The sequence below is a fragment of the Streptomyces sclerotialus genome (genome assembly GCF_040907265.1).
GTDB classification, from domain to species: domain Bacteria; phylum Actinomycetota; class Actinomycetes; order Streptomycetales; family Streptomycetaceae; genus Streptomyces; species Streptomyces sclerotialus.
Genome location: NZ_JBFOHP010000002.1, coordinates 4,938,251 through 4,964,920, shown reverse-complemented (window position 1 = coordinate 4,964,920; position 26,670 = coordinate 4,938,251). Strand labels below are relative to the sequence as shown.

23 protein-coding genes are annotated in these 26,670 nt (G+C 72.8%); 9 read left to right on the top strand and 14 right to left on the bottom strand.

Features of this window, described 5'->3' with window-relative positions; all coding sequences use genetic code 11:
* Positions 1–110: 110 nt before the first annotated feature.
* From AAC944_RS22100 to AAC944_RS22090, 3 genes are all read right to left on the bottom strand, one after another.
* Positions 111–815: a LuxR C-terminal-related transcriptional regulator gene (locus AAC944_RS22100; RefSeq protein ID WP_030609812.1), complete on the bottom strand. Its 705-nt coding sequence runs from the start codon at positions 813–815 to the stop codon at positions 111–113.
* A complete protein-coding gene (locus AAC944_RS22095; protein WP_030609815.1) occupies positions 812–2,137 on the bottom strand; it encodes a PspC domain-containing protein in 1,326 nt (441 codons plus the stop codon). The genes AAC944_RS22100 and AAC944_RS22095 overlap by 4 nt, the downstream gene beginning before the upstream one ends.
* An 85-nt stretch (positions 2,138–2,222) precedes the next feature.
* Positions 2,223–4,049, bottom strand: coding sequence for a protein kinase domain-containing protein (locus tag AAC944_RS22090; RefSeq protein WP_368396400.1), 1,827 nt, complete (start codon positions 4,047–4,049; stop codon positions 2,223–2,225).
* A gap of 239 nt (positions 4,050–4,288) precedes the next feature.
* Between AAC944_RS22090 and AAC944_RS22085 the strand changes: the two genes are divergently transcribed.
* Both AAC944_RS22085 and AAC944_RS22080 read left to right on the top strand, forming a co-directional pair.
* Positions 4,289–5,821: a PspC domain-containing protein gene (locus AAC944_RS22085; RefSeq protein ID WP_078888349.1), complete on the top strand. Its 1,533-nt coding sequence runs from the start codon at positions 4,289–4,291 to the stop codon at positions 5,819–5,821.
* Positions 5,808–6,053, top strand: coding sequence for a hypothetical protein (locus AAC944_RS22080; protein WP_030609824.1), 246 nt, complete (start codon positions 5,808–5,810; stop codon positions 6,051–6,053). Before AAC944_RS22085 ends, AAC944_RS22080 begins: the two co-directional genes overlap by 14 nt.
* Here the strand turns inward: AAC944_RS22080 and AAC944_RS22075 are convergent.
* From AAC944_RS22075 to guaA, 7 genes are all read right to left on the bottom strand, one after another.
* On the bottom strand, positions 6,043–6,588 hold the full coding sequence (locus AAC944_RS22075; protein ID WP_030609827.1) for a DoxX family protein: 546 nt from the start codon (positions 6,586–6,588) through the stop codon (positions 6,043–6,045). The two genes, AAC944_RS22080 and AAC944_RS22075, sit on opposite strands and share 11 nt — an antisense overlap.
* Before the next feature lie 138 nt (positions 6,589–6,726).
* On the bottom strand, positions 6,727–8,094 hold the full coding sequence (locus AAC944_RS22070; protein WP_368396399.1) for a hypothetical protein: 1,368 nt from the start codon (positions 8,092–8,094) through the stop codon (positions 6,727–6,729).
* Between the two features lie 164 nt (positions 8,095–8,258).
* Positions 8,259–9,044 carry a class II aldolase/adducin family protein gene (locus tag AAC944_RS22065; RefSeq protein ID WP_030609833.1) on the bottom strand — a complete coding sequence of 262 codons (786 nt, stop codon included), beginning with the start codon at positions 9,042–9,044 and terminating at the stop codon, positions 8,259–8,261.
* 125 nt (positions 9,045–9,169) lie between these two features.
* Entirely contained in the window at positions 9,170–10,054 is an 885-nt protein-coding gene (locus AAC944_RS22060) for a 2-hydroxy-3-oxopropionate reductase (protein ID WP_030609835.1), read from the bottom strand.
* Positions 10,055–10,148: 94 nt separating this feature from the next.
* Positions 10,149–10,754: a Uma2 family endonuclease gene (locus AAC944_RS22055; protein WP_030609838.1), complete on the bottom strand. Its 606-nt coding sequence runs from the start codon at positions 10,752–10,754 to the stop codon at positions 10,149–10,151.
* A gap of 88 nt (positions 10,755–10,842) precedes the next feature.
* On the bottom strand, positions 10,843–11,430 hold the full coding sequence (locus AAC944_RS22050; protein ID WP_030609841.1) for a Uma2 family endonuclease: 588 nt from the start codon (positions 11,428–11,430) through the stop codon (positions 10,843–10,845).
* A 103-nt stretch (positions 11,431–11,533) separates the two neighbouring features.
* Positions 11,534–13,117, bottom strand: coding sequence for a glutamine-hydrolyzing GMP synthase (guaA, locus tag AAC944_RS22045; protein ID WP_030609844.1), 1,584 nt, complete (start codon positions 13,115–13,117; stop codon positions 11,534–11,536).
* A 272-nt stretch (positions 13,118–13,389) separates the two neighbouring features.
* Here guaA and AAC944_RS22040 point away from each other — a divergent pair, with 272 nt between their 5' ends.
* Positions 13,390–13,803 carry a chorismate mutase gene (locus AAC944_RS22040; protein ID WP_196942837.1) on the top strand — a complete coding sequence of 138 codons (414 nt, stop codon included), beginning with the start codon at positions 13,390–13,392 and terminating at the stop codon, positions 13,801–13,803.
* A gap of 741 nt (positions 13,804–14,544) precedes the next feature.
* On the top strand, positions 14,545–15,576 hold the full coding sequence (locus AAC944_RS22035) for an LAETG motif-containing sortase-dependent surface protein (RefSeq protein WP_030609849.1): 1,032 nt from the start codon (positions 14,545–14,547) through the stop codon (positions 15,574–15,576).
* A gap of 63 nt (positions 15,577–15,639) precedes the next feature.
* On the opposite strand, the gene AAC944_RS22030 is transcribed toward AAC944_RS22035, so the two are convergent.
* The 3 genes from AAC944_RS22030 to AAC944_RS22020 all read right to left on the bottom strand — a co-directional run bounded on the left by AAC944_RS22030 (position 15,640) and on the right by AAC944_RS22020 (position 20,906).
* On the bottom strand, positions 15,640–17,451 hold the full coding sequence (locus tag AAC944_RS22030; RefSeq protein WP_030609852.1) for a GMC oxidoreductase: 1,812 nt from the start codon (positions 17,449–17,451) through the stop codon (positions 15,640–15,642).
* 40 nt (positions 17,452–17,491) lie between these two features.
* The gene (locus AAC944_RS22025) at positions 17,492–19,129 is read right to left on the bottom strand and encodes a succinic semialdehyde dehydrogenase (protein ID WP_030609854.1); all 1,638 of its coding nucleotides are present in this window, start codon (positions 19,127–19,129) and stop codon (positions 17,492–17,494) included.
* Between the two features lie 139 nt (positions 19,130–19,268).
* Entirely contained in the window at positions 19,269–20,906 is a 1,638-nt protein-coding gene (locus AAC944_RS22020; RefSeq protein ID WP_030609857.1) for a serine/threonine-protein kinase, read from the bottom strand.
* Positions 20,907–21,001: 95 nt separating this feature from the next.
* Between AAC944_RS22020 and kilB the strand changes: the two genes are divergently transcribed.
* The 4 genes from kilB to AAC944_RS22000 all read left to right on the top strand — a co-directional run bounded on the left by kilB (position 21,002) and on the right by AAC944_RS22000 (position 24,827).
* On the top strand, positions 21,002–21,475 hold the full coding sequence (gene kilB, locus AAC944_RS22015) for a plasmid transfer protein KilB (protein WP_030609861.1): 474 nt from the start codon (positions 21,002–21,004) through the stop codon (positions 21,473–21,475).
* Positions 21,476–21,657: 182 nt separating this feature from the next.
* Positions 21,658–22,662, top strand: a complete 1,005-nt coding sequence (locus AAC944_RS22010; RefSeq protein ID WP_051871487.1) for a hypothetical protein — start codon at positions 21,658–21,660, stop codon at positions 22,660–22,662.
* A gap of 285 nt (positions 22,663–22,947) precedes the next feature.
* Positions 22,948–23,601, top strand: a complete 654-nt coding sequence (locus AAC944_RS22005; protein WP_030609867.1) for a response regulator — start codon at positions 22,948–22,950, stop codon at positions 23,599–23,601.
* Entirely contained in the window at positions 23,598–24,827 is a 1,230-nt protein-coding gene (locus AAC944_RS22000; RefSeq protein WP_030609870.1) for a sensor histidine kinase, read from the top strand. Before AAC944_RS22005 ends, AAC944_RS22000 begins: the two co-directional genes overlap by 4 nt.
* A 363-nt stretch (positions 24,828–25,190) precedes the next feature.
* Here the strand turns inward: AAC944_RS22000 and AAC944_RS21995 are convergent, their stop codons facing one another.
* Positions 25,191–25,565, bottom strand: coding sequence for an STAS domain-containing protein (locus AAC944_RS21995; protein ID WP_030609872.1), 375 nt, complete (start codon positions 25,563–25,565; stop codon positions 25,191–25,193).
* A gap of 428 nt (positions 25,566–25,993) precedes the next feature.
* Here AAC944_RS21995 and AAC944_RS21990 point away from each other — a divergent pair, with 428 nt between their 5' ends.
* Positions 25,994–26,611: a sigma-70 family RNA polymerase sigma factor gene (locus AAC944_RS21990; RefSeq protein WP_030609876.1), complete on the top strand. Its 618-nt coding sequence runs from the start codon at positions 25,994–25,996 to the stop codon at positions 26,609–26,611.
* Positions 26,612–26,670: the final 59 nt, after the last annotated feature.

Here is a 26,670-nt window from a genome sequence, read left to right as displayed (position 1 = left end):
GGCGGGGCTCGCCCTCGTCGCCGCGCTCGCGGACGCGTGGGGCACCGCGCCCCGCCCGTACGGCGTCGGCAAGACCGTGTGGTGCGAACTCCGCCTGCCGTCCGACGACGTCAGATCAGGCGGCGGGCGGTCGCCCAGCGCGTCAGCTCGTGGCGGTTCGAGAGCTGGAGCTTGCGGAGGACCGCCGAGACGTGCGACTCGACCGTCTTGACGGAGATGAAGAGCTGCTTGGCGATCTCCTTGTACGCGTAGCCGCGGGCGATCAGCCGCAGCACCTCGCGCTCGCGCTGCGTGAGGCGGTCGAGGTCCTCGTCGACCGGCGGGGCGTCCGTGGACGCGAACGCGTCGAGGACGAAACCGGCCAGGCGGGGTGAGAAGACCGCGTCGCCGTCCGCGACGCGGAAGATCGCGTCGACGAGGTCGGTCCCCGTGATCGTCTTCGTGACGTAGCCGCGCGCGCCGCCGCGGATGACGCCGATGACGTCCTCCGCCGCGTCGGAGACCGAGAGGGCCAGGAAGCGGACCGGGCGTTCCGGGTCGGCCATCAGGGACGCGGACCGGCGCAGGACCTCCACACCACCGCCTCCGGGCAGGTGCACATCCAGCAGGACGACCTCCGGCCGGGTGGCCGTGATCACCGTGACCGCCTGGTCGACGTCGGCGGCCTCGCCGACCACCTCGACGCCGGTCACGTCGGTCTGCCCGATCTCGGCCTGGACGCCCGTACGGAACATCCGGTGGTCGTCGACGAGGACCACCCGTGCCCGCCGGGCCTCCCCCTCGCCGCTCCCCTGCGCTGCTTCGGTGGCGTTCATTCCGCGGCCCTCTCCATTTCCAGTTCCACTTCCGTCCCCCCGTCCGGGGCCGAGCGCAGCCGTGCCGTACCGCCGTTGCGCTGCATCCGCCCGATGATGGACTCCCGTACGCCCATCCGGTCACCCGGCACCGCGTCCAGGTCGAAGCCCGGCCCCCGGTCGCGTACCGAGACGAACACCGTCCGGCCCTCCACCTCGGCGAAGACCTGCACCGCGCCGCCGCTGCCACCGTACTTGGCGGCGTTCACCATCGCCTCGCGCGCGGCCTGCATCTGGGCGCCGAGCTTCTCGTCCAGCGGGCAGTCGCCGACGACCACGACCTCGATCGGCACGCCGTGCGCGTCCTCGACCTCGGCCGCCGCCGTGCGGACGGCGTCCGCGAGCCGGTCCGGCTCCTCGTCCTCGTCCTTGCCGCGCCCCTCCGGCTTGTAGAGCCAGGCGCGCAGCTCCCGCTCCTGGGCTCGGGCGAGGCGGGCCACCTCCCGGGGGTCGTCGGCGCTGCGCTGGATGAGCGTGAGGGTGTGCAGGACGGAGTCGTGGACGTGGGCCGCGACCTCGGCCCGCTCCTGGGCACGAATGCGCATCAGGCGCTCCTCCGAGAGGTCCTGCGTCATGCGCACCAGGTAGGGGCCCGCGAGCAGGGCGATGCCGACGACGACGGCGAGGGCGGCCTGGAGGACCGAGCCGAGGTTCCGCACCGAGCCCTGGAGGATCACGATGGCGGTGACGCCGATGCCGACCAGGAGGACGCCGGCCGCGCCGCGCACGAAGGGCAGCACGCCCTTGCGTCGGCCCAGCTCCAGCCACTGGGCGCGGCGGGCGTTGTCGGCCTGCCGCCACACGAGGGCGACGCCCGCGCCGATCAGCACCACCGGCCACAGGTAGGCGTTGGCCCGCCCGCCGAGCTCGAAGTTCGACGCGAGGACGAAGGCGCCGATGACCAGCGCGATGAGGGCGAAGAGCTGGCCCTTGTCGGGGCGGCGGACGCGGCGGCGGCGCCCGTCGGGGCCCGCACCCTCAAGGCCGTACGCGCCGTACGCGCCGTACGCCGGGTGCCGGTGGGCGTCGACGCCGCCGACCCCCAGGGGCACGAAGAACCAGAACGCGGCATACAGAAGGGCGCCCATGCCCTGCGCCACGAGGAGCGCGACGAAGACGACCCGTACCCAGGAGACGGGCAGCCCCAGGTGGCCGGCCAGGCCGCGGGCGACACCGCCGAGGAGCCGGCCGTCGGCGCTGCGGTAGAGGCGGCGCGGGGGCGGGCCGTCGGGGTCGGGCACCGGGGCGTAGGGGCCCTCGGTACGGGGTGGGGCGGTCGTCATGCTCCCGATCGTCACATGCGGACGGACGCCCGGGCATCAGGGTCGTCCCTGATCGTCCCCTGATCGGTCGCGTGCCTGCTTCCGCCTACTTCTCCCGGAAGCCGTCGCGGGCCACGTTGAAGACGTTCTGGTACTGCGCCCACTGGGCCTTCGGCGCGGACAGGTAGAGCGCGTACTCGTTCTCGCCCTCCTTGCCGAAGCCGAGGTCGATGGCGCGGAACTCACGCGCCCGGCCCTGGAAGGTGAACTCCCAGATCGCGGCGGGCTGCCCCTGGAAGAGCGTGTCCTGCAGCCGCAGCCGCTCGTACCCCTCCGACTTGGCCTTGAGCTGCTGCTCGACCTGCTCGAAGTGGCGGACGTGGTTGGAGCTGGCGAAGCCCAGCACGCTGACCTTGAGGCCGACGAGGCCGGACGGATGGAGGTAGTCGACCTCGTTGCGGTCCGGCATGGCCTTGCGGGTCCAGCCGTCCGGCACCGGGAAGGAGACGCCCATCTTCTTCTCGGTCACGAGGTGGTAGCCCTCGGGGACCTTCGGCGGGGCCTGCTCGCCGGCGCTCGCGGAGGCGGACGGCTCGTCGGATCCGCCGGGGACCGCCTGGACCCCGCCGCCGTCCCGCAGGAGGTGCAGCACCCCGGCCGTGACCGCGCCCGCTGCCACGACGGCCACCGCGCCCCACAGGACGAAGCGCAGGGGGCGGCGGCGGGCGGGGGCCGGCCGGTCGGCCGCCGCCAGGTCACCCACGGGGACACGGCTGGTGGCGGAGGTGTCGCGCTGGGCGGGGACGCCGGAAAGACCGCCGGCCTGGGTGTCACGGGGACCGATGGCCGTGCCAGGGTTCGTACCCGCACCCGTACCGACGCCCCAGCTCGTGCGCGCACCCGGGCCCGTGCCATGACCCGGGCCCGTACCGGCTCCCGGGCCCGTACCGGCACCTCTGTCCGTGTCCGTAGCGGTGTACGCGGTGGCCTTCGCAGGGTCGGTCCCCGGGTCGGCCCCCGGGTCGGTCTCCGGGCCGGTTCCCGAGCCCGTTCCCGTGCCTGCCCCCGTCGTCGTGAAGTTCGTCGTGAACGCCTCCGTGGTGGCCTCGGAGGCGGGTGCGCGGAGGGTGCGTTCGACGGCCTCGGCCGTCGGGCGGTCCGCCGGCTCCTTGGCGAGCAGCGCCTCGATGAGGGCCGTGAGCGGTCCGGCGTTGCGGGGCGGCACCAGCGGGTCGACGGCGATCGCGTACGCCGTCTCGACCGCGGTGCTCTTGCGGAACGGCGGCCGGCCCTCGACCGCCTGGTACAGCGTCGCGCCCAGCGCCCACAGGTCGGAGGCGGGGCCGGGGGTGCCGCCCTTCACCCGCTCGGGGGCCAAGTAGTCGATGGAGCCGACCAGTTCGCCGGTCTTGGTGAGGGTGGACGTACCGGAGGCCACCGCGATCCCGAAGTCGGTCAGCACCACCCGGCCGTCCTCGCCGAGCAGGACGTTGCCCGGCTTCACGTCGCGGTGCAGGACGCCCGCCGAGTGCGCGGCGCGCAGCGCGGCGATCATGCCGCGGCCGATGCGGGCGGCCTCGGCGGGCGGTACGCCCTCCCCGGCGAGCACGGCTTCCTTGATGACGTCGCCGAGCGTCACGGAGGGCACGTACTCCATGACGATGCAGGGCAGGCCCGCGTCGTCCACGACGTCGTGCACGCCGACGACGTTGGAGTGGTTGATGCGCGCGGCGGCCCGGGCTTCGCGGCGGGTGCGCTCGTTGCGCATGGCCAGCTCGTCCGGCTCCAGCTGGAGCGAGGAGGCGTGCAGGCGCTTGACGGCGACCTGACGGCCGAGCAGTTCGTCCTGGGCCCGCCAGACGGTGCCCATGCCGCCCTGACCGATGCGTTCGAGCAGGCGGTACCGCCCGGCGACCAGCCGACCCTCGTCCACCGCAGCCTCCGACACCGCACGCCCTCCGGCTCCCCCATAACCCGTCAGGTAACAACGATAGTCAACGGAGCCACACCTGTTACGGGCCGGTCATGGTCGACTGTCGAGCATCGGCAGTCGTAGACGATCAGAACCGGTCGATATCCGGCGGCCCTCGGACCGCACCCCCGGGTGATCTCAGGGACCGGCCAGGGTTGTCACTGATACCGGGCGCCGGTTCCGCTTGCCACCATGGGCGCATGAACGATGCTCCCCCTCCCGGGCCGCAGACCGGCGCGACCGCCGATCCCCCGCCCCCGCCCCCGCGCCCGTTGCGGCGCAGCCGCCAGAAGGTGGTGGCCGGGGTGTGCGGCGGCCTGGGGCGGCACTGGGACCTGGACCCGGTGATCTTCCGCATCGTGCTCGCCGTACTGGCCGTCAGCAGCGGCATCGGCCTCATCGTGTACGGCTTCGCCTGGCTGCTGATCCCGGTGGAGCACGAGGACGAGAACGAGGTACGGCGGCTGCTGTCCGGGCGCGTCGAGGGCGCGGCGCTGACCGCGATCCTGGTGGCGCTGGTCGGCTGCGGGCTGTTCCTCTCGGTGCTCGGCCGGGGCGGCGGCCTGGCGTTCACGGTCATGCTCGCGCTCGCGGTGGCCGGTTCGGCGTACTGGTCGAAGCAGCGGCGGGCCGCGGCGCACGGCGCCGGACCGGTGGACCCGGTGACCGCACAGGCCGTCGCGGACGCGCCGCCCGAGACGCAGGCACCGCCCGCGCCGGGCAGCCCCTCGTGGTGGCGGGACCCGCTCACGAAGGACGGCCCGGCGGCGGGCACGCACGCCGGCCGCACCGGCTATCTCTGGGGGCCCGCGGACACGCCGTCGTACGAGGCGTCAGCGGGCGGCGCGCCGGGCCGGGCCGGTGCGTACGGGGACGGCCGGGGCGCGGGAGCCACGGCGCGGCGGGACGCCCCGGAGGGGCGGCGGCCGAAGCGCGCCGGGCGGTCGATCGGCGGCCTGACGTTCCTGCTGGCGCTGGCCGTCGGCGCGACGGCCGCGACGGCCTCCTGGCACGACGCCTCGGTGCCGGAGAGCCTGCAGGCGGGTCTGGCGGCCGCGCTGGTGGTGTTCGGGCTCGGCATGGTGCTCAGCGCGTGGCTGGGCAGGACCGGCGGCGGCACGGTGTTCATGGTCGTGGTCACCGCACTGCTGCTCGGCGCGACGGCCGTGCTCCCGCGCGACATCAGCACGGACTGGGACGACCGTACATGGCTGCCGTCGTCAGCGGCGGAGGTCCGGCCCTCGTACGAACTGGGCGCGGGCCGGGGCAGCCTGGACCTCGGCGCGCTGCGGCTCACGCAGGGGCAGACCGTCCGGACCCGTGCCGAGGTGGGCGCCGGGCTGCTGCGGGTGACGCTGCCGGACGGCGTACGGACGCGGGTGCACGTCGAGGTCGGGCTCGGCGACATCCAGCTGCCGGACGAGGCGCCCGAGGACGTGGACGTCTCGGCGGACCGGTCCCGTACGGTGACGCTGCCCGCGCACGGCCTGAAGAAGGGCGAGCGGCTGCACGGCACGCTGGACCTGCACCTCGAAGTGGGGCTCGGACAGGCCGAACTGCATTACGGGCCGACGCCGGGCACCCGGCCGCCGGCTCCGGGAACACCGGCGGTTCCGGCAACACCGACAACTCCAGGCACACCGGCAGCTCCAGGCACACCGACGGATCCGGGGACACCGCCGGTTCCGGGCACGCCGGGACGAGAGGAGGCGGCAGACGGTGCTGCGGCATGAATTCCGGCCCGGCAGGCTCGTGACGGGCCTGACCGCGCTGGGCATCGGCGGCGTCTACGTACTGGACTCTGCGGGCCGGGTCGCCGTACCCGGCGCCTGGCCCCTGATCGCCCTGCCCGCCGGGCTGTTCCTCACGGGAGCGGTCTCGGCGCTGTACGGCCTGGCCCGCCGGGGGCGGCGCAAGGACGGGCAGCCGCCGCCACCGGAGGACGGGGCCCCCGTCAGCCGATGAGGTGCCGGCCGAACCGGCGGCGGCGCTTGGCGAGCAGGGCGTCGAGGGAGAGGTACGGCGTACCGGCCAGCACCAGCGGCAGCCACGCCATCAGGTACGCGAGGTCGTTGCCGAGGTAGTACGGCGTGACCGACCAGCTGACGGTCAGCCAGAGGCTCAGCGAGATCAGCGCGCCGCCGAGCGCCGCGACCCGGCCGAGGACCCCGAGCAGCACCCCGATGCCGACGGCCAGCTCACCCGCCGCGAGCGCGTAGCCGAAACCGGCGGGGCTGTTGAGCGCCAGGTCGACCAGGGCCGGCACCCCGGCGGCGTCCCGCGACTGGCGCATCGTCTCGCCGATCGAGCCGGTGCCGGAGGCCGCGAAGAACCCCGGATCGGTGAGTTTGTCCAGGCCCGCGTAGACGAAGGTGACGCCGAGGAAGATCCGCAGCGGCAGCAGCGCGTACCGTCCGAGCGCGCCGCGCAGCCCGCCGGGGCCGTGCCCGCCGCCCGTTCCTCCGTGGTCGATCGCGAGCGATCTGCCCGTGTGCACCATGATGTCCTCCCGCCTCTGCGTCGCCGCCCGGCGCGGACGATTCTGCCCACGGGCAGGCGTTCGAAGACTGATACGGGCCGGGCGTCACAGAACATTCAACGGAACCGCCCGGATCAGGGTGCGCCGATCACCCGTACGTCACTCCTGCACGAAGAGCGGGTAGGCGGCGGATTCGGCGCCGGCCGCCGTGATGACCCGTACCTCGGCGCGGCCCGGTTCCACGTCGGCCGGTACCGGGACGACCAGCACCCCGTCCGACGGGTTGGCGAAGCCGCCGGGGACCGGCACCAGCGGTACGTGGACGTCGACCGTTCCGATCCGGACGACCGTGCGGGCCAGCCGGTGCGGCGGCTGGGCGCCCGGCGGCACGAAGCCGCTGCCGCGGATCTCGATGTCGTCGCCGGTACGGACCGGCCCGTCCAGGCCGCCGATCTCACGGGCCCGCACGACGGAGAGCACGACCGGGCGGGCGCCCTCCGCGTACTTGCCCGCCAGGTACGTCACCGCGCTGACCGCCGCCAGCACCACCAGCCCCCACGGGAGGTCCGGCAGCCGGTCCGGTTCGGCGGCGAGGCGGACCGCGGCGAAGACCACGGCGACCGCGTTCAGGAGCACGTACTGCGCGTCGGCGAAGCTGCCGCGGCCCGCGTCGTCGGTCAGCAGGTCCCCGGCGCGCGGGTACTCGGCGGGCACCTTCTGCTGCCGCCCGGTACGGATACGGACGGACGCCAGCCGGGCCGCGGCGACCGTGGCGGCGCAGGCGAGCGCCACCACGGTGAGCAGCCCGGCGCCGCGCGAGAGGTCGAGCCCCGCCAGCAGCCGGCGGCGCTCGGCGGCGTCCGGGGCCAGCGCCAGCCGCGCGGCGAACATCAGGACGGCCCAGACGACGGGCAGCAGCCAGGCCGTGGCGACCGCACGGGAGGTGGACAGCCGGTTGTCCGGGCCGGTGACGGGCGCGAGGAGACCGCCGTGGTGCCACCGGGCGGCCGCGGTGAGCAGCGCGGCCAGGACGACGGCAGCCGCCAGCGCCGCCGTACGGGAGTCCGTCCAGCCCGCGCCGATCGCGGTGAGCGACTGCACGACGAGCAGGGCGCCGACCGCGCCCCACAGGACCAGGGGCGTACGGCGCCGGACCGCCTCGCCGCGGGCCCGGCCCGCGGCGGCGGCGCGCTCGGCGACCGCCCGCGCCGACTGGGCCAGTTCGTCGGAGATCCACTGGCGCGCCGCGCCCGCGGAGTGCGCCAGGCCGTACGGTACGCCGCGCCCGGCGGCGAAGTCCTCGCGCAGCGCGAGGAACGCGGCGACCGCCTGCCGGTGTCCCGTGCGGGCGCCGCGCGGACAGTCCCCGCAGTCGCACTCCGTACGCGTACCCGCTTCCGTGGCCCGGCCCGCTGCCGCGGCCGTGGCGGACCGGCCGTGCCCGCCCGCCGTGCCCTGCCCGTGCTGCCCGTGCTGCTCGTACGGCCCGTGCTGTCCGGCCTGTCGGCCCGCCGCGTCCACCGACATGTCCGTACCGCCCGCTACCCGTAGTCGCCGTCCACCGCTCCCTGATGGCAGCGTTGGCAGCGCATTGTGCCGAGCGCGCGGGGCCGGCGCCAACCGCCCTGTTCCGAAGGGTGAGACCGGCCGCGCGTACGTTTCGGACGGCCGCGCGTACGGGCCCCGGGCGCTCAGCCGAACAGGTCCGGCTCCTCGCGGCTGATCTGCTGGAACAGCGGCTGGTAGTTGATCCAGGCCACCAGGTCGCTGCCGAGCTGCTCCCTGGTGCGCAGCGCACTGCCGTGATCGATGAGTACGGGCTTGCCCGCGGCCTTCGCCGCCAGCTGCACCTGGCAGCACCGTTCCATCGCGAGGAACCACCAGGCCGCCGCGTCCACCGAGTCCCCGACCGTCAGCAGCCCGTGGTTGCGCAGGATCACCGCCTTGTGCGGCCCCAGCGCGGCCGCGATCCGCCGCCCTTCCGCCTCGTCCACGACGACACCCGTGTACGCGTCGAAGACCGCGTGGTCCTCGTAGAACGCACAGACGTCCTGCGTGATCGGCTCCAGCGGCTCGCCGAGCGAGGCCAGCGCCCGGCCGTAGGTGGAGTGGCTGTGCGCAGCGGCGACCACGTCCGGGCGGGCGGCGTGGATCTGCGCGTGGATCGCGAACGCGGCCTGGTTGACGTGGTGACGGCCCTCGACGACCTGCCCCTGGCCGTTGACGAGGATCAGGTCGCTGACGGTGACGTGCCGGAACGACATCCCGAAGGGATTCGCCCAGAAGCAGTCGGTGAACTCCGGGTCCCTGGCGGTGAGGTGGCCCGACACCCCCTCCTCGAAGCCGTACCGCCCGAAGAGCCGCAGCGCAGCGGCGAGCCGCTCCTTGCGGTACCGGCGCTCCTCCTCCAAGGTCGCATGCGTCGGCGGCATCGCGAACCGCAGCTGGTCGGTGGGTATCGGCGTCGGCTCAGGCATCCCGGCTCTCCCTCGTGCGTGACTCGCACGGGAAGCTACGCCGGGGTAGGTGAAGAGACCAGACGCGGCACGGGCGGGTGCCGTGGAGGTGAGGTGAACTCCCGGCTCCCGCCCGTCCGCCGTGCTTACTTCTCGTCCTCGCCGCTCATCAGGCGGACGCCGCGCAGCAGCGCCGAGTGGTCCAGGTCGCCGTCGCCGCGCGCCACTGCCGAGGCGACGAGCTGGGCGGCGGTCGCGCCGACGGGCAGCGTCGCGCCGACCGCGCGGGCGGCGTCCGTGACGATGCCCATGTCCTTGTGGTGCAGCGCGAGCTTGAAGCCGGGGCGGTAGTCGCCCTCCAGGAAGTTGGCCATCTTGCGGGTGAGGACGGCCGAACCGGCGAGCCCGCCGTTCAGCACCTCCAGGGCGGCCGGCAGGTCGACGCCGGACTTCTCCAGGAAGCCGACGGCCTCGGCGCAGGCCTGGAGGTTGACGGCGACGATCAGCTGGTTGGCGGCCTTCACGGTCTGGCCGGCGCCGTGCGGGCCGCAGTGCACGATGGTCCTGCCCATCGCCTCGAAGACCGGGCGGGCGGCGTCGAAGTCGGCCTGCTCGCCACCAACCATGATCGAGAGCACTCCCTCGATCGCGCCGGCCTCACCGCCGGACACGGGCGCGTCCAGCACCCGCACGCCGCGCTCCTTGGCCCGCGCGGCCAGGTCGATCGACGTCTGCGGCGTGATCGACGACATGTCGATCAGCAGCGCGCCGTCCTTCGCATGGGCGAGGATGCCGTCGTCCCCGTACGCCACCTCTTCGACCTGCGGCGAAGCGGGAACCATCGTGATGACCACGTCGGCGTCCCGGACGGCCTCGGCGATGCTCGCCGCCTCCGTCCCCCCGGCCTCGACGAGCGCGCCCGCCTTGCCCGGGCTGCGGTTCCACCCGCGCACGGTGTGCCCGGCCTTCGCCAGGTTGACCGCCATCGGGCTGCCCATGATCCCGAGTCCGATGAAACCGATGGTGCTCATGCCGTACGCCCCACTTACTTCCGCATCGCGGAGTCTTGTTGCCGTAGTACGGAATCAATTTTCCGCGCAGAGGGGTGGAGCGTCAACAGCCTGATCACACGCTCCGCCTGCCGCCGACGGCGGTGAGGTCGATATCGATGGGGAAGGGGACGGAGACTTTCAAGTGGTCGTGATAGATACCTGTCGGCGTATACACCCTGGTAGCGGGATCGATCTCGTAGACGTAGACGACCGGCAGGCCGTAGCTCTTCTCCACCCGCCAGAAGTGGGGGATTCCGGCTGCTGCGTACTTGCCCGGCTTGACCTCGCGGTCGCGCTCCCTCGAGTCCTCCGACACCACCTCGATCACCAAGATGACGTCCTCGGGCTTGTACCAGCTCTGCTCGACCCCCGTATCGGCGTCCGCTCGGTATACCAGGATGTCGGGCTCCGGCCGGTTCTTGTCATCCAGCTTCACCGTCATCTCCCGGTCGACGTCCAAGCCTTCCGGCATGTGCGACAGCAGCGCGTACTCCAACAGCCACATGGTGCGGGTGTGGAACTTCAGCTGCGGGCTCATGAAGACGAGGCTCCCGTCGATCAGCTCCGTGTGCGGAGGGAGATTCGGAAGCCGGTCGAGATCGTCCGCGGTCCAGCCGCCCTCGGGCGGGCGGGGCCACTCGTACTGGTCGTCCAGCCCGTACTCGCGTGCGGCGCTCATGGTTGCTCCCATGCGACGGAGTCTCGTCTGCTCAGCCAGAGTACTCAGCGACAACGCTCATGCCGCCACTCATACGTATGAACGGCGGTCAGAGGTTTTCGATCTCCGTGAGGTCGATGTCGATGTCGAAGGGGGTGGTGAGCTTGAGGCGGTCATGGTGGATCGCGACGGAGTGGTACGTCCGGTCTTCCTTGCCGAGCTCGAAGACGTGGACGGTCGGGCGGTCGTCGACGCCGGCCATCTCGACCCGCCAGAAGTACGGGATCCCGGCCCCCGCGTACTTGTGCGGCTTGGTGTCGCGGTCCCGGGCCTCGGACTCCGGCGAGACCACCTCCACTGCGAGCAGCACGTCCCGGGCCCGGACGCTCATCTGGTCCCGACGGCACGCTGCCATCCGGCGGACGACGGCGACGTCGGGTTCCGGGGCGTTCCTCGCGTCGACCAGCATGACCATCTGGCGGAGCACCCGCAGATCGGCCGGCGCAGCGCCACGCAAGCCGCCGACCAGGAGATCGGTGGTGCCGCTGTGGAAGAAGCTCTGACATGCCGCGAAGACGAAGCTGCCGTCGAGCAGCTGGGTGTGGGCCGGGAGGCCGGGGAGGCGGAAGAGGTCGTCGGTGGTGAAGCCCTCGTACGGGGGCCGGGGCCAGTCGGGGAAGAGGTCGCGAGGGTGCACGGGAGCAGGATCGCCGCACACGGGCTCCCGTGGGGGTGAAACGGCGAGGCCGCCACTCGTGCGCGTGAGTGGCGGCCTCGGCAGCGACGGGGGACCTGTCAGGTCACTCCCACTCGATGGTGCCCGGGGGCTTGCTGGTGACGTCGAGGACGACGCGGTTGACGTCCTTGACCTCGTTGGTGATGCGGGTGGAGATACGGCCCAGCACGTCGTACGGCATGCGGGTCCAGTCCGCCGTCATGGCGTCCTCGGAGGAGACCGGGCGGAGGACGATGGGGTGGCCGTAGGTGCGGCCGTCGCCCTGGACGCCGACCGAGCGGACGTCGGCCAGCAGGACCACCGGGCACTGCCAGATGTCGCGGTCCAGGCCGGCCGCGGTCAGCTCCTCGCGGGCGATGGCGTCGGCCTCGCGGAGGAGGTCGAGGCGCTCGCGCGTGACCTCGCCGACGATACGGATGCCGAGGCCGGGGCCGGGGAAGGGCTGGCGCTGGACGATCTCGTCCGGCAGGCCCAGCTCGGAGCCGACCATCCGGACCTCGTCCTTGAACAGCTGGCGGAGCGGCTCGATGAGCTTGAACTCCAGGTCCTCGGGGAGGCCGCCCACGTTGTGGTGCGACTTGATGTTGGCCGTGCCCGTGCCGCCGCCGGACTCGACGATGTCCGGGTAGAGCGTGCCCTGGACCAGGAACTCGACCGGCTCGCCCGGGTCCGCCTCGGCGACGATCTCGGCCTGGGCCTGCTCGAAGACGCGGATGAACTCGCGCCCGATGATCTTCCGCTTCTCCTCGGGGTCGGAGACCCCGGACAGCGCGTTCAGGAAGCGCTCCGAGGCGTCGACGACCTTGAGCTGCACGCCGGTGGCGGCGACGAAGTCCTTCTCGACCTGCTCGGTCTCGCCCTTGCGCATCAGACCGTGGTCGACGTACACGCAGGTCAGCTGGTCACCGATGGCCTTCTGGACGAGCGCGGCGGCCACCGCGGAGTCCACGCCGCCGGACAGGCCGCAGATGGCACGCTTGGAGCCGACCTGCTCGCGGATCGCGGCGACCTGCTCCTCGATGATGTTGCCCATCGTCCAGTTGGGCTCGATGCCCGCGCCGCGGTAGAGGAAGTGCTCCAGTACCTGCTGGCCGTGCGTGGTGTGCAGCACCTCGGGGTGGTACTGCACGCCGTACAGCTTCTTCTCGTCGTTCTCGAACGCGGCGACCGGGACGACGTCCGTGGAGGCCGAGACCGTGAAGCCCTCGGGAGCGGCGGAGCAGGCGTCGCCGTGCGACATCCACACCTGCTGCTCGACCGGGGTGCCCTCGAAGAGGGTGGAGCCGGGCTTGGAGACGGCCAGCGGGGTGCGGCCGTACTCACGGGCGCCGGTGTTGTCCACCGTGCCGCCGAGCTTCACGGCCATCAGCTGGAAGCCGTAGCACATGCCGAAGACGGGAACACCGGCCTCGAACAGGGCACGGTCGAGGCTCGGGGCACCCTCCTCGTAGACGGACGACGGGCCGCCGGAGAGGATGATGGCCTTGGGGTTCTTCGCGAGCATCTCCTCGACCGGCATGGTCGAGGGCACGATCTCGCTGTAGATCCGCGCCTCACGGACACGGCGGGCGATGAGCTGGGCGTACTGCGCGCCGAAGTCGACAACGAGGACGACATCCGGGGCGGCGGCGGGGGGCGCTGCTGACACTTCGGCGGCCTTCCGGCGGTGGTGGTGCGATGGGGTTGGACTTTCGATTCTAACGGGCACATACTGAGCACCATGTTCACGCAGCGCACCTTCGTCTTTACCTATGGCACCGGCCCGTCCGGCTGCCATGGTCGCGCTGCATGAACCGCTGATACCAGCGACGAGCGACTTCCCAGGCGCCCCGGGCCGTGCAGGCCCGGGGCGCTGGTGTTTCTCCGTCCGGGCGGCGCGGTTCCGGGACCTCCACGACCGAGAGCCCCCAGGAGACGGACATGAGCAGCAGCACCCGGACGGCAGTGAGCACGACGGCCGCGCGCACGACGACCGTGACCGATGTAACGGCTGCCGGACGCCCGGCGGAGGGCGCATCCGCGGCAGGCGCACCGGCCGCCGCGCCGAAGGTGATCAAGCCCCGCCCGGAGACCGGCGCGCGGACCGAGGAGGCCGCCGCCGTGATCGGCGACGCGCGCCGCCGGATCGACGATCTCGACGGCCGGATCATCGGCCTCGTACAGGAACGGATGGCCGTGTCGGCCGTGATCCAGAAGGAGCGGATCGCCTCCGGCGGGCGCCGGGTGAACCTCGCCCGCGAGATGGAGGTCCTGGCGCACTTCAGGGACCAGCTGGGCCGCCCCGGCACCGCCCTCGCCATGACGCTGCTGGAGCTGTGCCGCGGGCGCATCTGAGTTCGGGCGGTCTCTCACCCGTACGGACCGTGACCGGGCGGCGCGGGGCTTCGTTGTTCCCGGTGCCACGTCAGCCAGGCGCGGCCTGCAGAACTACGCGTAGACGCCGCCCGTGGGCGGGAACGCCGGAGCGATGAGACGCCGGCCGCGCTGAAGCGGACGGCGCCGTGGGACCTCGCTGCGGTGCTGTGGCCGGTCGGCAGGGGACAGCAGCCCGGCCACATCCGATGGGGCGGTCGGCCCCGGGGACGCCTGGGGCCGACCGCATCCGGTCGAAACGGTTGCGCCGGGTGAGGCGTATCCAGCACGATGCAGGAAGAGCCGAGTACCTCGCACAGAGGTGGCTTCTGGTACTGCCATTGGTCTACACCATGGAACGAATGGTTCCTGCAGGCCCGCGCCGGCCGTACCGGAAACCCCGAGTACGACCAAGAGCCTTAGGCGCTGCCCCCCGGCGCCTTCCTTCGGCGCCGCCGCTGCCCTGACGCCGGCGCCGAGCAGCAAGGGCCCCGCGGTCGCCCGCACCCCCTCGCGGACGGCACCACGGGGCCCTTCGCTCTGCCGCCACCCGGCCCGCCCCGTCCCCTCGCAGATATGCGCGATCTTGCGTACAACCTTTTCGGTATTCGGCTGGTCATGTACGTGTAAACGCACGGCCATACCGCGCCCCACCGCGACGGCCCGCTACCGCTTTCGTGCCGCCCCCTCGGCACTCCGGACCCCCGAAGAGGTCTAGACACGATGAAGCTTCGCCGTGCACTGACGGCTGCCGCAGCGACGGCCGTCATCGCTCCCGCCGCGCTCATGGCGGCGCCGGCCGCATGGGCGACGGACGAGCCCAGCGCCACCCCGTCCGCCGAGGCACCGACGGAGCCGGGCGACGGGGGCACCTCGCCCGACCCGACGCCCGAGGAGCCGACCGACCCGGCGCCCTCGGGATCCGCCGACCCGACGGACCCGCCGTCGGAGGAGCCCTCCGGTGACCCCACCGAGCCGCCCACCACCGAGGACCCGACGGAGGACCCCACCGACGGCCCCACCGACGAGCCGTCCACCACCCCGTCGGCCACCCCCTCCGACGAGCCCACCGAGGACCCCGCCTGCGAGGAGGAGTCCGAAGAGGCGGCGATCACCACCACCCTGCGCGGCCTGCCCAGCAAGGTCGTGGCCGGCTCCGGCTGGCACGGCTTCACGTTCCGCGCCACGAACGTCTCCGACAAGGCGATGAAGTCGGTCGACGCGTACGTGATGCTGTCGGCCATCGACAACGGTGACTTCGACGACGTCTCGCACCTGCTGACCGTGCAGTGGTACGACGAGGGCGCCGGTGTCTGGGAGAACGTCGACGAGTACGGCTACTTCGCCTCCCTCGCCGAGCTGGCGCCCGGTGAGTACGCCGACGCCAAGCTGCGCCTGAAGGTCGACGCCAAGACGCCGGGCAGCTACGGCTTCGCCTTCGCGGTCGGCGCGTACCACGACGAGGACGACGTCTGCGGCTACTCCGAGGGCTCTGAGTACGAGTTCGACGTCCTGGTCGCGGGCAGCAAGCCGGGCACCGTGCCGCCTGCCAAGCCGCAGCCGAGCGACAAGAAGCCGAACAAGCCCGCCCCGCAGGGCGGCATGAAGGAGCTGCCGGTCTCCGGCAAGCTCGCCGAGACCGGTTCCTCCTCGGCGCTGCCGATGATCGCGGCGGTGGCCGGGGTCACGATGGCCGTGGGCGCCGGGGCGATCTTCGTCGTGCGCCGCCGCAAGACGGATGGTGCTGCCGCGTAACACCGGCCAGCTGTGAGGGGCCGCACCCTGGTCCGCCGGGTGCGGCCCCTCGTGTGCGAGCGGTCAGGGCTTCTTCGGCGGCACCGCCGGTACCGGCACGAACGGAAGCTTCAGCGCCGCGAACGCCTTCTCCGGTACCGCCGGGTGGTGCGGTTCCACCGGGGACACGCGCGCGTACGGGCGGCCGGCGGCCGGGCGGGGGTCGGGCTCGCCCTTGTTCGGCCAGAGGGACATCGCGCGTTCGGCCTGCGCGGTGATGGTGAGGGACGGGTTGACGCCGAGGTTGGCGGAGACCGCCGAGCCGTCGACGACGGAGATGCCCGGGTGGCCGAAGAGCCGGTGGTACGGGTCGATGACGCCGTGGTCCGGGTCCTCGCCGATCGGGCAGCCGCCGAGGAAGTGGGCGGTCAGCGGGGTGCCCATCAGCTCGCCGACGTTGCTGCCGGCGAAGCCGTTGATGTCCTCGGCGATCAGGGTGGCGGCCTCGGCGGCGGCCGGGATCTGCGCCGGGTTGGGCGCGCCGTGTCCCTGGCGCGCGGTCAGCAGGCCCTTGCCGATGCCGCGCGGCTTCCGGTACGTGGTCAGGGAGTTGTCCAGGGACTGCATGACCAGGCCGATGATGGTCCGCTCGGACCAGCGGCGGTTGGAGAGGGAGCGGGCCAGCAGCACGGGGTGGCGGACGGTTCTGCCGAGCCAGCCGAGGACGCGGGCCGCGGCGCCGTCCCGTACCGGCACCTGGAGGACGGACAGGCCGCCCATCGCGTTGGAGCCCTTGCCGTAACGGACCGGTTCGATGTGGGTGTGGGCGTCCGGGTGGATGGAGGACGTGATCGCGACCCCGCGGGTGAAGTCGACCTTCTTCTCGCCGGTCTTCTTCCGGTAGCGGCGGTTGTCGGTCAGCGCGCCCACCAGGGCCTCGGAGTTGGTGCGGGTCAGCTCGCCCAGCTTGGGCGAGAGGTGCGGCAGCAGGCCGGTGTCCTTCATCCGGTGCAGCAGGGTCTGGGTGCCGTAGGTGCCGGCGGCGAGCACGACGCGGCGGGCTGTGAACGTGCGGCCCTTGCCCTTGCGCTTGTCGTCGGTGGGCAGGGTCCGGACCGCGAAGCCGCCGCGGGAGTCCTCGGTGACGGCGACGACCGAGGTCATCGGGTGGATGACCGCGCCCGCCCGCTCCGCCAGGTACAGGTAGTTCTCGGTGAGGGTGTTCTTCGCGCCGTGCCGGCAGCCGGTCATGCACTCGCCGCACTCGGAGCAGGCCCTGCGGGCCGGGCCCGCGCCGCCGAAGTAGGGGTCGGACACCTCGCCGCCGGGTGCCGACCTCGACGTGCCGTCGGCGTCCTTGCCGTCGCCGAAGAAGACGCCGACGGGGGCGAGGTGGAAGGTGTCGCCGACGCCCATCTTCTCGGCGGCGGCCTTGAGGTGGACGTCGGAGGGGGTCACGGTCGGGTTCAGCCGTACGCCGAGCATGCGCTGGGCCTGGTCGTAGTACGGCTTGAGCTCGTCCTGCCAGTCGGTGATGTGGCCCCACTGCTGGTCGTCGAAGAACTGCTTCGGCGGGACGTAGAGGGTGTTGGCGTAGTTGAGGGAGCCGCCGCCCACTCCGGCACCTGCCAGGACCATGACGTTTCCGAGCAGGTGGACGCGCTGGATGCCGTAGCAGCCGAGGGCCGGGGCCCAGAGGTAGTTGCGCAGGTCCCAGGAGTTCTTGGGCAGCGTCTCGCGGGTGAAGCGGCGGCCGGCTTCCAGTACGCCGACGCGGTAACCCTTCTCGGTGAGGCGGAGGGCGGATACGGAGCCGCCGAAGCCGGAGCCGACGACGAGGACGTCGTAGTCGTAGGCCGGCTGCTCCTGGTTTCGGGCAGAGTTCTCCCCTGGCATCGGCGCTCCTTGAAGTGTGCGGGTCGGGGCTGGGGGACGGTCAGCGCAGCCGGAAGGCCTTCATCGCCTTGAGACTGCGGGTCATGAACGCCGCGTACTTCTCGTCGTCCATGCCGAACGACGGGGCCAGCGGCATGACGCGCTGGTGGGCGACGGTCTGTGCCTCGGTGTACTTGAGGATGCCCTCGGAGCCGTGGCGGCGGCCGAGGCCGGAGTCGCCCATGCCGCCCATCGGGGACTGGACGCTGCCGTAGCCCGCGGCGTAGGACTCGTTGACGTTAACGGTGCCGGTGTTCAGCTGCGCTGCGACCTTGCGGCCGCGGCGGCCGTCCTTGGTCCAGACGCTGGAGTTCAGGCCGTACGGGGTGGCGTTGGCGAGGGTGATCGCCTCGTCCTCGTCGCGGAAGCGGTAGAGGGAGACGACCGGGCCGAAGGTCTCCTCGTGGCAGACGGCCATCGGGGCCTGGACGCCGTCGAGGACGGTGGGCTCGTAGAAGAGCGGGCCGATGTCGGGGCGCGGCCGGCCGCCCGTGAGCAGCTTGGCGCCCTTGGCGACGGCCTCCTCGACGTGCCGGGTGACGGTCTCCAGCTGGCGCTCGCCGACGAGCGAACCCATGTCGGCGCCGTACGCGAGGGCATTGCCCAGCCGCATGGCCTTCACGCGGGCCACGAAGCGCTCGGCGAACTCGTCGGCTATCGACTCGTGGACGTACAGCCGCTCGATGGATATGCACAGCTGGCCGGCGGAGGAGAAGCAGCCGCGTACGGCGCCGGCGGCGGCCTTGTCGACGTCGGCGTCGTGCAGCACCAGCATGGCGTTCTTGCCGCCCAGTTCGAGGGAGCAGCCGACGAGGCGGGCCGCCGCGCCCTGGGCGACCTCGCGTCCCGTGCGGGTGGAGCCGGTGAAGGAGACGTAGTCGGCGTGCTTGACGACCTCGGGGCCGACGACCGGTCCGTCGCCGAGTACGACCTGCCAGACCTCCGGCGGCAGGCCCGCCTCGATCAGCTGCTCGCGCGCCCACAGGGCGGTCAGCGCGGTCTCGGTGTCGGGCTTCATCACGACGGCGTTGCCCGCGGCGAAGGCGGGGAGCGCGTCGCCGACGGACAGCTCGAAGGGGTAGTTCCAGGGCGCGATCTGGCCCACGACGCCCTTGGGCTTGCGGAGTTCGGTGACCTTGGTGAGGGTCGGCACGACGCCGGTGTGGCCCTTGGGCTTCAGGTACGCCGGGGCCTTGCGGCCGTAGTGGCGGGCGGCGACGGCGACCGCCTGGACCTCTTCGTGAGCGTGCAGCCGGGCCTTGCCGGTCTCCAGCTGGATGAGGTCCAGCACCTCGGCCTGGCGCTGGAGTACCAGGTCGTGGAAGCGGAGCAGGACCGCGGCGCGCTTGCGCACCGGGGTGGCCGCCCACTGGCGCTGGGCCACGCGGGCCCGCTCGAAGGCGTCCGCGACGTCCTCGGGGGTGGACTCGGGCAGCTCGGCGAGGACCTCGCCGGTGAACGGCGTGTGGTTCGCCGTCCGGCCGCTGCCGACGACGCCGCGGGTCAGGCGGGCGACCAGGTCCTTGGTGACCACGTCGGCGGCGGTGCGGGTGCCCGCGGCGGCGGAGGCCACCGGGTTGCCGTCGGCCGGGGCTGCGGTGACGTCAGCGGTCTGTGCGGTGTCCAGCGAGTCCGTCATGGCGCCGAGCGTATGCCTCCGGGCACACTTTGTGTACCCGCCGGTAATGAGTTTTCACCGGGCGCCCACAATTGTGCCAGCGTTCGCTGGCCGGAACGCCTCTGTCCAGGGGATTCGTATCTCCGCGAGCGGCGCGCTGTCATCCGGTGGCCGGGGCCCGGAGCACGTGGAACGTGGCCAGCGCGGTATCGAAGTGTCGTTTCGCCTCGGCCCGGTCGCCGAGCGGCGCCGAGATCCACACGTCGTACATCCGGCCGCCCTCGGTCCAGCTGAGGTCGTACGTACGGCGCGGCCCGCCGTCCTCGGGAGCCCCGTCCCAGGTGAACTCCCACAGCGCGGCCCGGTACCCGCGGTGGGTGGTGGCGGTGACCCGGCCGTCACGGTAACCGCGGTAGTTCCGCGGCCCTTCGGCGTGCGCCTCCCGCATCGTGCCCAGCGGCCCGCCCTGCTGCGGCGGCTGCACGTGGATACCCAGCCGGAACCGCTTGCCGGCCGAGTAGTAGTACACCCGCGGCTTCTCGAAGGAGCGCGTGAAGCCGTCCGGCACGGCGAGCGCGAAGCCCTCCGGATCGCGGACGAGGTCGTACCCGCTGGGCGCGGTCTCCCCCGGCCCCGGGTCCCCGGTCGCCGTCGGCGCCGCCGTCTGGGCCGGGGGCTTCACCGGTCCCCCGTCGCCGCCCGCCCCGTCCAGCACCAGCACCGCGATCCCGGCACCCGCACCGGCCAGCACCAGGGCGGCCGTCACGGCGAGCAGCACGGTACGGGTCCGGCCGGTGTGCGGCCGGGCCGCGGCGCCCAGCGCCCGGCCGTCGAGCGCGTCCCGGAGCGGCGCGGACGGGCCCCGCGCGGTCGCGGGAAGGGAGGGCGGCCGCTCCTCGGGCGTGACGGCCGCGCCCGGCTCCGGCATCCGGCCCGTCTGGAGGTAACCGCGCAGCAGCCGCTCGGTGGCCGCGACGGTCAGCCGGCGCTCCGGGTCCCGCTCCAGCAGCCCGTGGACGACCGTGTGGAGCGGCCGCGCCGCCTCGGGAATGCGTATCTCGTCGGACAGCACGGCGTGCAGCACCCCGCCGATGGAGTCCCGGTGGAAGGGCGTCCGGCCGCCGCTGAGCACCGTGCACAGCAGCACACCCAGCGACCACAGGTCGCCCTCGGGCCCGGTGCCGCGGCCCGCCATCCGCTCGGGCGCGGTGTACTCGGGCGAACCGACGAACGTCCCGCTCTCGGTCAGCGTCGCACCGCCCGGCACCTGCGCGATACCGAAGTCGGTGAGGACCACCCGGCCGGTGCCCGCCTCCAGCAGGACGTTCGCCGGCTTGATGTCCCGGTGCAGCACGCCGCGGGCGTGCGCCACGCGCAGCGCACCGAGCAGCGCGACGCCGATCCGGGCCGCCTCCCGCGGGGCCAATGGACCGCCGCTCGCCAGCCGGTCGGCCAGCGAACCGCCGTCCACCAGCTCCATCACGATCCACGGGCGGTCGTCCTGCGTCACCACGTCGTGCACGACGATGACGTTGGGGTGCTTGATCCCGGCGACCGTACGGGCCTCGCGCAGCATCCGCTCGCGCAGCACGGCCATGTCATCGGCACCGCGGGTCCGGCCCGGCCCGCCGCCGAGGGTGCCGGGTTCGTCGTCGAGGTTCAGCTCCTTGACCGCGACCTGCCGGCCCAGCAGTTCGTCGGTGGCCCGCCAGACCGTGCCCATCCCGCCACGGCCGAGCCGGCCCTCCAGCCGGTACCGGCCGGCGATCAGGCGGCCGTGTCCCCCGAAGCTCCCCATGAAGCCCATCTTGCCCCACCGTTCGCGAAGCGGAAGAAGGCACCGGGCTCTCCGCACCCTGTCGCCGAGCGGCCCCGAGGTGATCAACTGTCCGCATGGAGGCAGTAGTCACGAGCGTGGTGGCGGTGGTCGGCACGCTGCTCGGCGCCGGCACCACCCATCTCTTCCAGCGCCGCGAGACCGAACGCAGCCACGCCCTCGCACGCGAGGAGAAATTGCGGCAGGAACGCATCGACGCCTACTGCGCCTACGCGGGCGCACTGCTGGAGTACCGAAGGGTGCTGGTCCACCGCTGGTTCGTCCTGCACGACGGGGACGAGCTGTGCGGCGAGGACACCCCCGAACTGCGCGAGGAACAGTACAAGGCACGGCGCACCGCCCAGGAAGCGATGTTCCGGGCACAACTGGTCAGCGACGACACCGCCGTCGTCGAACTGACCGAGCAGCTGATGGCAGGGGTGACGGAACTGCACTCGGTCCCGGACCGGAACGCACTCACCACACTGCGGTCCCGCACCCGGCAGGAGATCCGCGACTTCGTCACCACGGTCGCGCGCCGGGTGCGCTGAACGGGACACCGGAGCCGCCGGGCGGCACCGGGGACACCCGGCACACACGAGTGGAACCTCCGTGCGCACCTGCGCCGTCCTTGAACAGTGACAGTGGACGGCGGGCGCACCGCGCGGCGGTCACCCGCACTGCGACAGCGCGGCGTACGGCGTGGCGGCACGCGGCGGATCGGGGGTCGGTCATGGTGACGCACGACGGCGGGCTGCTCGACGTACGGCCGGGTGCCGACCCCGGCCGGGCCGCGCCCGAACACAGCGGCGCCTACCTCACCGCCGGACTGGCCCTCGGCCTGTACGCCGGCGCACTCATCGCCTGGGTCGTGACCGGCGCGCTCGACGCCCGGGTGGGTCCCGTCGACTTCGCCGAAGGACTCTTCAACCCGCTGACGGGTCCCGTGGGCACACTGGGACCGCAGGAATGGGCGCTCGCTGCGGCATCGGCCGCGGTGGCCGGGGCCGCGCTGGCGCAGCGCACCCTCGCCCGCCCGGCCGCCCTGCTGCTGGCCTGCCTGATACTGGCCCGCTCCCTGCGTGAGGGCATCGGCCTGCTCCACCCCGGCTACCGCTCCACGTACAGCTTCGAACCCATGGGCGGCTGGACCCTCGCCACCCACGTACTGGGCCTGCTCGCCGGAGCCGTCGTGCTGAGCGTCCTGCTGCCGGCCCGCGCCGAACCGGGCCCGGGCGGCTCCTCCTGGGGGCGCGGGCGGCTCTCGCGGATCTGCGGGGTGCTGTTCCTGCTGAGCGGGCTGTTCGAGGCGGCCTGGCTGGTGCATCAGCTCACCGACGGCACGACGGGAACGGTCTCCTACCTGGCGAGCGCCGTCGACGCGGCCGTCAGCCCGTCCCCGGACGCACCGCTCGCCGGGGCGGCCTTCGCCGCCGTCGCCGCGCTCGTCGGCTGGCTGGTGATCGGCCGGCTCGCGCTGAGCGGGCGGCGGGACGTGCGGGGCGCGCTGCTGGTCTTCGCCGCCGTACAGCTCTACCTCGTCATACGGACGGTGGTCGGTTACACGGTCACCGGCGCCTTCAGCGCCGGGACGCGCACGGTCGAAGGAACGCTGGACCTCGCCACCACCGCATACTTACTGGCCGCGATGACCTCGGTACTGGTACTCACCACGGGCCGGACGGCCGGCCCGTGCCACGGCACCACGCACTCCTGGGCACGGACCCGGCCGGAGTGAGCACACGCTCCCGAAGGGGACGTCCGGCACCTCCGGTATCTCCGGTATCTCCGATACCGAACGCACCGAAGGCGGCCGTCGCGTGTGGGGGTCGCGGCGGCCGCCGGTGTGAGCTGCACCGCGTGTCCGGCTTGTGGCCTCCTCAGTGGTGCAGCATGAAGAGCACTCTGCCCGCGGGTGCCGTCCCGCGGCATCCTCCGCAGGTCGCGTGCGCACCCCCGCCCAACGGCGGGGGTCACGCCGGGTCCCGCGGGGTTGGTACGGCACGACAGGAAGGGGCGACCGGTGATCCGTGTCGCTGTGGTGGACGACGAGCGGCTGGTCCGGTCCGGGCTGCGGATGATCCTGGGAACGGCGCCGGACGTGGAGATGGTCGCGGACTGCGGCGGCGCCACGGCCGTCGAGACGGTACAGCGCAGCGGGGCCGAGGTCGTGCTGCTCGACATCCGGATGCCGGACGTCGACGGTCTGACGGTACTCCGTGGCCTGCGCGCCGCGCCCGAGCCCCCCGCCATCGCCATGCTCACCACCTTCGACGCACAGGAGTACCTGACCGCGGCGCTGCGTGAAGGCGCGTCCGGCTTCCTGCTGAAGGACTCCGATCCCGAGCAGCTGATCCGCGCGGTGCGCACCCTCGCGGCGGGCGGCAGCGTGCTGGACCCGGGCGTCACCCGCGCCGTCATCGGCGGTTACCTCACCGCCGAGACCCAGGCGGCGGCCGCCGAGGCCGTACGCGCTCTCACCCCGCGCGAGTCGGAGGTACTGGCGCTGCTCGGCGAGGGTCTGGGGAACGCGCAGATAGCCGGCCGGATGGGCCTCGCGCCCAGCACGGTCAAGGACCATGTGAGCGCCCTGCTCGGCAAGCTGGGCGGCATCAACCGCGTACAGGCGGCGATCGTCGCGGACCGCGCGGGCCTGGTCACGGGAGGTCCCAGATGACCCCGGCAGGCACGACGACGGAGCCGGCCCCGCCGGCGGACGCGGAGGACGTACCGGCGGCCGGGCGGAACGGCACCCGCGCGGGCCGGCTGCGGCAGCACGCCGTCCTCGTCGTCCCCACCCTGCTCGGCATCGCCGACTCCTTCCTCGTCAACGACCTCGACCAGCCCCTGGAACTGGGCGTCTCGCTCTTCGCCGCACTCGCCCTGCTGCTGCGGCGCCGCTTCCCCCTCACGGTCTTCCTGGCGACCATGCCCGGCCTCTACATCGGCTACATCTGGTTCGCGCCCATGATCGCCCTCTACACGGTCGCCGCGCTGCGGCCGGGCCGCGCCCGCCTCGGCTGCTGCGCGTTCCTGCTGATCGCCGCGCACTTCTTCCCGTACCCGATCGCCGACTGGGAGCCGACCGCGTACCGGGAGAACACCCTCGTCCTCATCGACGCCTCGGTGACCTCCGCCGGACCGATCGCACTCGGCCTGCTGGTCCGCACCCGGCGCGAACTGGCCGCCCGGGTCGCCGACCTCACCCGCAGCCTGGAACGCGAGGACCGGCTGATCGCGGACCGGGTACTGGCCACGGAACGGGCCCGGCTGGCACGCGAGATGCACGACGTGGTGGCCCACCAGGTCAGCCTGATCAGCCTCCAGGCCGGGGCACTGCAAGTGGCCTCGGAGGACTCCGCGGCGCGGGACGGGGCCCGGACCATCCGGCAGCTGTCGGTACGGACGCTGGAGGAACTCCGGCACATGGTCGGCATTTTGCGCGCCGCGGGCGGCGGCCCGCGCGAGGAGCCGGACGGCGCCGCGCAGCAGGAACTCGCGCCCCAGCCGGACCTGACCGAACTGCCCCGGCTGATCGAGATGTCCGCGCTGGACGTGACCTACGAGAACGGCGTGGACGAGGAAACGCCGACGGACCGGACCGTGGAACGGGCGGCGTTCCGTACGGTCCAGGAGGCGCTGACGAACGTCCGCAAGCACGCGCCGGGGGCACGGGTACGCGTACGCGTCGCGCAGCCGCGTACGGCGGAGGCCGGGCTGCTGGTGGAGGTACGCAACGGCCCACCGGACGCGGAGGCGGACGCGCCGCAGCTCCCCGGCGGCGGGCACGGCCTGGTCGGCCTGCGGGAACGGGCCCAGAGCCTGGGCGGCACGCTGGAGGCCCGCCCCACCCAGGACGGCGGCTTCGTCGTACGGGCGGAATTCCCGCACCGGGCGGCGTGAGGGGGCGGGGCGTGGGGGCGCGGCCTTAGGGGCGGCGCGTGAACGCGGGGACTGGACGACGTGAGCGCGGGCTGGGCGTGGGCGCCGGGGGGGGCTGGGCGCGTGAACGCGGGGGGGGCCGGGCGTGAACGCGGGGGCTGGGCGTTCACGGAGCGTTGTCAGACCCGCCCACTACTGTGTTGAGAAGGGGACCTCGCACTCCCCCCATGGGGGAGAAATCGAGGGAAACGGTACGTCTGGGGTGCACTCTTGGGGCACATCCGGAGAAACGGTACGGCGAACGGGGCCGGGGCCAGGCCGTGGAGGTCGGGGCCGTGGAGGTCGGGGCCGTGGCAGACGGGGCCGTGGCAGACGGGGCCGGGGTCAGGCGGAGAGCGGGGCTGCCGTTTCGTCGACGGCGGTGGTCACGTCCGGGTAGACCTCGAAGAGCCGGCGCACGCCGAGCGCCGCGAGCACACGGTTCACGTGCGAGCCGTCGACCGCGCCCTGGGCGGGCAGGATCAGCCGCAGCCGGCCCTGGCAGGAGCGCATCAGCCGGCGTGCGGCGATCAGTACGCCGACGCCGCTGGAGTCGCAGAACTGCACTCCGGACAGGTCGAGGACGACGCTGCGGCGCCCCTCCGCGACCGCGTCGTGGACATGCTGGCGCACCGAGGGGGACGTGACCAGATCCATCTCACCGGACACCCGCAGCACTGCCCAGCGGCCCTGCTCGTCCTCTGCCACCTTCAACGTCACGCGCTCGAAGCCTTTCGCTCGCTCTCGGACCGGACGCCTCCGGAGCCATCCGGAACGCACCCTTCCCCGCATCGGCTGCCCGACCCTGCTCCCCTGAAACTCCTCGGGATTCCTCGCGCAACAGGCCGCCACAACCCAGGCTATGCCCTGGATCACCGGCTTTTCTCTCCGCATCCGGTCACACACGAATAACGCGCGGGCAAAAATGGGCATGAACGATCTGTATCGGTCGACTTCTACCAGGCGTCACAATCACAAAGTGACGGGACCTATACCATCCGCAGTCGCCGCCCGGCTCGTTTTGCCGCAAAGGAAGGTGCGCCGACGGACCGGAGCACTACATTCGATGCACGCGCACACACGACGGACTCTGTGACGATGAACTTCTGTGACGGTGGGCACAGCGGCGACGGGGAAGGGGGCCGTGGATGGTGAACGAAGCGCCACCGCGCTGGGACAGGCGGATGCAGCAACGGCTCGCCCGCGGCGAAGCGGCCGCACTGGGCGAGCTGTACGACCGTTTCGCTTCGCTGGTGCACAGCCTCGCGCATCGCGTCCTGGAGGACGAGTCGGCCGCCGACCGGATCACCCGCGAGGTCTTCGGCTACATATGGGAGAACCCCGACGCGTACGACCCCAAGCAGGGTTCGCTGCGCTCCTGGGTCGCCACCCTCACCCACCGCCAAGCCGTGCACCGGCTGCGCCAGGTCGAGGCCGCCTCCGCACAGGACTGCGGCGCCGACGCACCGGAACCGGCCGAGATCGAGCAGAAGATCAACGCCGCCTCCACCGCGGCCCGCGCCGACTACATCGTCACCTCCATGCCCGCACCGCTGCGCGCCGCACTGGAACTGGCCTACTTCCAGCGGCGCGACTACCGCCAGACCGCCGCCGACCTCGGCGTCACCGAGGACGAGGCGCGCCGCAGGCTCCGGCTCGGCCTGCAGCTCCTCGCGACCGCCCACAACCACCTGGCGGGACCGCCCGCACCGGGCCGCCCGGGCAGCCCACCGGCACCCGGCTCCGGATACGGGCGGGCGCTGTGAACGGCCCGGAGGACTGGGACCGTTACGGCCCGCAGGGCCCCGAGGAACCGGGGCGCCCC